Raw genomic sequence first — 883 nt, forward strand, 5'->3', positions numbered from 1 at the left:
CCGCCCCGAGCCCGCCGACGAGGCCCGCAACGCCATCTACTACCTCGACGAGCTCCACGCCAACGCCGTCGGCGGGCTCGGGGCGGACGACGCGGAGTTCGTCGGTCTGCCAGATGAGGTCGATGTTCTCGGCGAGCCTCAGGTCGGTGCGGCGCCGCTCGGACTGGCTGACCGGGGTCTCCAGGAGGGCGGCGATGCGGCGGAGCTTGTTGAGGACGGAGCGGCGGGCGGCTTCGGTGGGGTGCGCGGTGAAGACGGGCCGTACGTTGAGGTTCTTGACCGTCTCGCGGACGTGCTCGGGGTCGCCGTCCTTGAGCATGTCGGCGGTGCGGGCGAGGAGGCCGCCCTCGGCGGCGCGCTTCTCGCGCATCTCGCGGCCGCGGTGGACCTGCTCGGTGACGTTGGCGAGGTGGAAGTAGGTGGAGAAGGCGCGCACGAGCTTGGCGGCCGTCTCGAGTTCGACGCCTCGGAGCAGCTCGGCGGCGGCCTCGCCGTCCTCGCGGGTGAGGCGGCGGACCTTCTCGACGAGGTCGAGGAGCTCGTGTCCTTCCTGGCGCACGAGGGTCTCGCCGAGGAGATCGCCCAGTCGGCGGATGTCGGCGCGCAGCTCGGTGCTGGCGGTGGGGTTCTGGTCGGCACTGCTCACAGGTGCGGCTCCTTGCAGTGTTTGAGCACGTCTGGAGGGGTTCTGGAGGCTTGCGGACCGCGCTGTCCGACGCCCCCAGGATAGGTGTCCACATGGTGGGCGGCGGGCCCTCCCCGCCGCTCACCATGTTGACACCTATCCTGGGGCCGTCGGACAGCGCGTTCCGCAAGCCTCCAGAACCCCTCCAGACGTCCTCAAACACTTCAACGAGCCGCACCTGTGAGCAGTGCCGACCAG

General features: G+C 70.3%; 1 protein-coding gene. It reads right to left on the reverse strand.

The annotated features are described in order from the left end of the window. On the reverse strand, window positions 1-646 hold a 646-nt coding region (locus tag CCN56_RS41350), incomplete at its 3' end, for a phosphoenolpyruvate carboxylase (RefSeq protein ID WP_256962463.1). Window positions 647-883 lie beyond the last annotated feature (237 nt).

The sequence above is a fragment of the Streptomyces sp. NRRL B-24572 genome, from assembly GCF_002156145.1.
GTDB classification, from domain to species: Bacteria; Actinomycetota; Actinomycetes; order Streptomycetales; family Streptomycetaceae; genus Streptomyces; species Streptomyces vietnamensis.